3 protein-coding genes and 1 rRNA gene are annotated in these 5,035 nt (G+C 64.5%); 1 reads left to right on the forward strand and 3 read right to left on the reverse strand.

Features of this window, described 5'->3' with window-relative positions; translation table 11 throughout:
* Positions 1-223 precede the first annotated feature (223 nt).
* Entirely contained in the window at positions 224-2,581 is a 2,358-nt protein-coding gene (locus tag AC56LK_RS25135) for a penicillin acylase family protein (protein ID WP_497187168.1), read from the reverse strand.
* Positions 2,578-4,221, reverse strand: a complete 1,644-nt coding sequence (locus tag AC56LK_RS25140) for a DUF418 domain-containing protein (protein WP_497187169.1) — start codon at positions 4,219-4,221, stop codon at positions 2,578-2,580. The genes AC56LK_RS25135 and AC56LK_RS25140 overlap by 4 nt, the downstream gene beginning before the upstream one ends.
* A gap of 186 nt (positions 4,222-4,407) precedes the next feature.
* On the opposite strand from AC56LK_RS25140, the gene AC56LK_RS25145 reads away from it, so the two are divergent.
* Positions 4,408-4,866 carry a MarR family winged helix-turn-helix transcriptional regulator gene (locus tag AC56LK_RS25145; protein ID WP_497187170.1) on the forward strand — a complete coding sequence of 153 codons (459 nt, stop codon included), beginning with the start codon at positions 4,408-4,410 and terminating at the stop codon, positions 4,864-4,866.
* Between the two features lie 73 nt (positions 4,867-4,939).
* Here the strand turns inward: AC56LK_RS25145 and rrf are convergent.
* Positions 4,940-5,035, reverse strand: a 5S ribosomal RNA gene (gene rrf / locus AC56LK_RS25150); the annotation flags it as partial.

The following is a 5,035-nucleotide window of genomic DNA, read 5'->3' on the forward strand; positions in this document are numbered from 1 at the left end:
GTACTACCTTGCTGCACCGTACGAAGCGTTGTGTTCGTCAGCAGCAGAGAAGTGAGAGTATGCAGTGTTTCGCTTTTCTCGTCAACCCCTCGTTCGCTTCGTTGCAGATTTTCCTGCTGAGCTCGTTACCGTAAGCACTTGATTACGGTAACGTTTTCGTTGCTCGAACTGAAGCGGAGGCGAACTATAGCAAAGCCATGGCCAGCTTGCAAGGGCTTCGCCATCAAGGCATCGGGATCAGTTCGATGCGCTCCCTGGCCGCCTTCTCGACTACCTCCCGCGAATACAGCAAGGGGAAATACTTACCCTCTGCCCAGCCGGCGGCCAGGTCGCGGTAATGCGGACTGTCCGGGTTGCCCGACTGTCCCGGAGTGTTGATCGCACGTGAGTTGTCCCAGTTCCCGACGTCGAGCACCATCCGGAACGATGGACCATGCGCGTGCCAGAAGCTGTTGGGATGGTAGCTCGACACGTTGACCGTGTAGGCTCCCCCTCCCCTTGGCAGCGGCCCCACATTGACCCGCGCGTGGCCGGCACGGTCGAGGATGGGCGCCATCGGATGCACGAAGTAGCTGAAATGCAGCCGTCCCCATTGCCATCGCCCGGGATCCGGCCCCTGCAGGGCTTCCATCTCTTCCCATGCGCGTCGGAGTGTCTGCAGGAGGAGTTCGTTACGCTTGCGGACCGCATCGGCGCCGAAGCGTCGAGCCGGCTTTTCCAGCGATTCGATCAGGACGCTGGCATGCGGTGCGTCCATCGCTTCCGCCGCAAGCGGCGGCAGTACCGCTGCCTTGAATGCATTGCCGAGGTGACGCGACCACCACAGCTCGTACAGCGCCGCGGCCGACGAGGTGGCGGCCTCCTCCCCGTTCCAGGCAGACAGCAGGCGCAGCGCAGCCTGGGTTTTCCGGTCCTGCGAGGACAGTGGCTTGAACAGGGCCACCAGCCGGCGCGCGTTCAGCGATACCACGTCGTTCTGCAGGCGCTCCATGTCTTCCATGCTCGCCTTGGGGGTCGCCGACAGCACTTGCGCGATGCGCCGTGCACGCGCATTGTCCGGCCATTCGAAGCCGAGCTTGTGCTCCTTGTACGGAAAGCCGGCCGGCAGGTTCATTTCGTTCGCCGATGCGAACCAGCCCTGCTTCGGATTCAGGACATAGGGCAGCTTCGCGCCGTCGAGGAAGCCCTTCCATTCGTAGCGGCCGTCGCCCGGTACCGGCATCAGTCCATCCCAGTTCGGACGCACGGGCACCAGGCCGCCGGCGACCCAGCCGATGTTCCCGGCCGTGTCGGCGTACACCTGGTTTTCGGTAGGCGCGCCCCAGCGCTCCATCGCGCGCCGGAACTGCGTGAAGTCCTGGGCCTTCATGTAGTCGATGCTGCCGAAGTAAGGCGCCATGCCGGGCGCGGTCCACGCGGTGCGGACCGCGAGCGCGCGGCGCTTACCGGCATCCTGGTGGATCACGGGGCCGTGGCGGGTGAAGCGCAGCTCGACCGTCGTGGCAGGCCGGCCGCGCACCGCCAGCTTCTCGCGCACCACGCGGAAGTCTTCCCAGGCGCCTTGGTAGCGGTACTGCTGCGGATTGGCGGGATTGGTCTCGTAGACGTACAGGTCTTCCTGGTCGATGCTTAAGATGGTCAGCCCGAAAGCGACCTTGCCGTTATGGCCGATCGACACCCCCGGCAGCGCCGGCTCGCCCGCGCCGATGACGTCGAGGCCCGGCGCGCTGAGGTGCACGATGTAGCGCAGCGACGGCGCACCGTAGGCGCGGTGCGGATCGTTCGCCAGGATCGGACGCCCGGTGGCCGTGCGCGATGGCCCGACCACCCAGTTGTTGCTGCCCTCGAGCGTTTCCTCGTTCGGGGCCGCGCGCGATGCCTGCAGCGCCTGGCGGTCGAAGCGGACGTTGTCGGTAGCCAGTGTGAAGACGTCGAGTGCGTCATCGGGCAGGCAGGGATCGAGCCCCTCGGGCACGCGGGTCGTCCAGGCCGGCGACAGCTGGGCGCGCACCGCGTCCGCCGCCAGGCCGGCACGGCAGACCACGCGCGAGCGGGCGAACTCCTGGGTCAGGTTGCGCGTGAGTCCGTGGCTGCGAATACGCACCACGTCTTCCGGGCGCCATTTCGCCGGCTGGTAACCGAGCTGGCGGAACTCGAAGGGCAGCAGCTCCGGCTTGCGCGCAATATAGTCGATGTAGGCGTTGATGCCGGCGACGAAACGGGCGCTGGTCCGTTGTGCATCCTTGCCGTAGGCGGCCCATTCAGGCTCCATGCTCCCGCGGTACAGGAACAGGCGCGCCGCCCGGTCCTGCTCAACGTACGAGGGACCGAACACCGACGCCAGCTCGCCCAGCCCGCGGCGGCGCCACAGGTCGATCTGGAACAGGCGGTCGCGCGCGGCGTTGAAGCCCTGGACGAAGAAAGCGTCGTCCTGGCTGGCGGCGTAGATGTGCGGGACGCCCCAGCGGTCGACCAGGATGCGGGCCGGCTGGGAGAGACCCGCCACTTTTATCGGCTGTGCGGCCGCGGAGAGCGCGGCGCACAACAGCAGCGCCGCGCCGATTCCGACCGCCCCCCTCACGCCGCCGTCGCCACTGCGGTCGCGGCAACCGGTGCGCCGATACGCATCGGCGGGATCTGCCAGTAGGTCACGGCACGCCACAGCCATTCCATCGGACCGTAACGGAAGCGCGACAGCCACACATGGCTGAATACGATCTGCACCGCCGCGAGCGCCACGACGAACAGCATCTGGTCGACGCGCGAGATGCCCCAGTTGCCGAAGCCGTAGCCGAAGAAGAAGGTGGAGGCGACCAGCGATTGCGTCAGGTAGTTGGTCAGGGCCATGCGGCCGAAGGGTGCCAGCAAGCTCACCTTGTTCAGGGGCGAGGCGCTGTAGAGCATCACGATCACCAGGCTGACATAGCCGAGCGAGGCCGGGAGGTTACCCAGCATCTGCAGGCCGGAGGCCAGCTGGAAGCCGTCGGCGCCGCGTGAACCGGGAATCGCATGCATGGCGATGGTGGAGCCGAGCAGGCCCATGCCGATGCCGACAGGAAGGCCGAACATGGCGAGCTTGCGGAACAGCGGCAGGTGGGCCTGCGCCTTTTCCATGATGCCCGAGCGGACGAACCAGGTGCCGATCAGGAACATGGCGATCAGGATCGTGGCGAAGCCAACCTGGCCGGGAGCATCGTCGACGAAGTTCTTGGCGCGCAAGCTGACTGCGTCGGCGAAGCTTCCCTTGGTGAGCACGTCGGTTTCTTTCTTGATTCGCTCTTCGCGTTCCTTCAGGTTCTTGGCGCGTTCGGCGGCCTGCTTCTTCTGCTTTTCCGCCTGCTCCTTCGTTGCCACGACGGGCGGCTTCTCCGGGAAGAAGTACATCGATGCCCCGGCCCCCGTCATCATGAAGAACGAGAAGCAGTACAGGCCCACGCCGATGCGCCACGAACGTCCCGGCCGGTCGGCGTGGTACTTCCTGGTGAGGAGGCCGAGCGTGATGAGAGCCGCGCCGACGAGCGGCAGGCCGAAGCGGGCTGGCGGCGGCGTGTCTGGCAGGAACCAGCACACAGCGCCGCCGATCAGGGCGAGCGCCCCGGCCAGCATGAACACGAAGAACACCGCCAGCGGCTTCCCGAAGTACCACATGCGCTGCTCGCCGCGCAGCCACCACGCGACAAAGCCGAAGAAGGCCAGGCCGCCGGCAGTGCCGAACAGCCAGTCCATACCAGGAATGAAACCGCCGCCGATGCACAGGACGATCGCCAGCAGGGTCCACTTGGCCCGGCCGTACAGGACGATCAGCAGTGCGGTCGCGGCGACCGCGTAGCTGAACAGGATGTCGCCGGAGAACAGGAAGATGTGGTGCAAGGCGCCGAAGACCGCCAGGGCGGCAATGCGGCGCATGTAGGGAACCAGGAAACTGCGGCCGGCGCGCTCTGCCCTCGTGAGCATGACGGCGAAGCCCATGCCGAACAGGAGGGAGAAGATGGTCCAGAACTTACCGACGACGAAATACTGGACGAAGTAGCTGACCCAGAAGTTGGCGCCGCTAAGGCCGGTTTGCATGCCCGAACCGATCGCGGCGGTGGCGCGGTTGAAAAACTCGACGTTCATCATCAGGATGCCGATGAGGGCAAAGCCGCGTACGACGTCGAGCGCCTGTATGCGTTCGTTACTTGCGACTGGCGTCAATGCCGCCGGTGCGGGTGGGTGGTCCATCGCCATCTCCTTCTGGTTTTGATCAGGTGATCGTATTCCAGCGGCTCGCGGGCGACCGGCTCTATGCGACGAAATGCCGGAAAGCGGTGACAGGATGTATTTATCAGGGGCGTTATTAATCTTGCATGAAGACGTGGCCACTCGGCATCGCTTGCAATTAGCTAGTGTGCGATCTATATTGGGCCGATGAAGACTCCTGCCTCCCCCTCGTCCGCGCCTGTCCTGGACACCCAGCTGTGCTTTGCCCTGTACTCGACCTCACTGGCGATGATGCGTGTTTACCGCGGCCTGCTGCCGAAACTCGGGCTGACCTATCCGCAATACCTGGTGATGATGGTGTTGTGGGAACAGGACCAGTTGACGGTATCGGATATCGGCGAGCGCCTTTTCCTCGACTCCGCAACCCTGACGCCACTCCTCAAACGGATGGAAGCGCAGGGCCTGGTGCAGCGGGCGCGTGCCCGTGCTGATGAGCGGCAGGTCATCGTGACGCTCACCGAGCAGGGCCAGGCATTGCGCAAGGATGCTGCGGCCCTGATGCCTGAGATCCTGTGCGCCAGCAAATGCTCGGTCGAAGAGATCACCAGCCTGCGCGACCAGCTGGTCAGCCTGCGCAAGAACCTGAACGGTAGCGCCGGGGTGTAAACCTTCATTACATCCGGATGCAGAATGCAAAAAAGCCCACTCAGATCACTGAGTGGGGTTTCTCTTATAACTAGCCTGACGATAACCTACTTTCACACTGGTTGCAGCACTATCATCGGCGCAAAGTCGTTTCACGGTCCTGTTCGGGATGGGAAGGGGTGGGACCGAC

The sequence above is a fragment of the Telluria sp. ZB4P36 genome (assembly GCF_059685865.1).

Excerpts from the sequence above, each read along its gene's own strand:
- AC56LK_RS25140 (WP_497187169.1), bottom strand. The coding sequence starts at position 4,221 with ATGGACCACCCACCCGCACCGGCGGCATTGACGCCAGTCGCAAGTAAC.
- AC56LK_RS25145 (WP_497187170.1), top strand. The coding sequence starts at position 4,408 with ATGAAGACTCCTGCCTCCCCCTCGTCCGCGCCTGTCCTGGACACCCAG.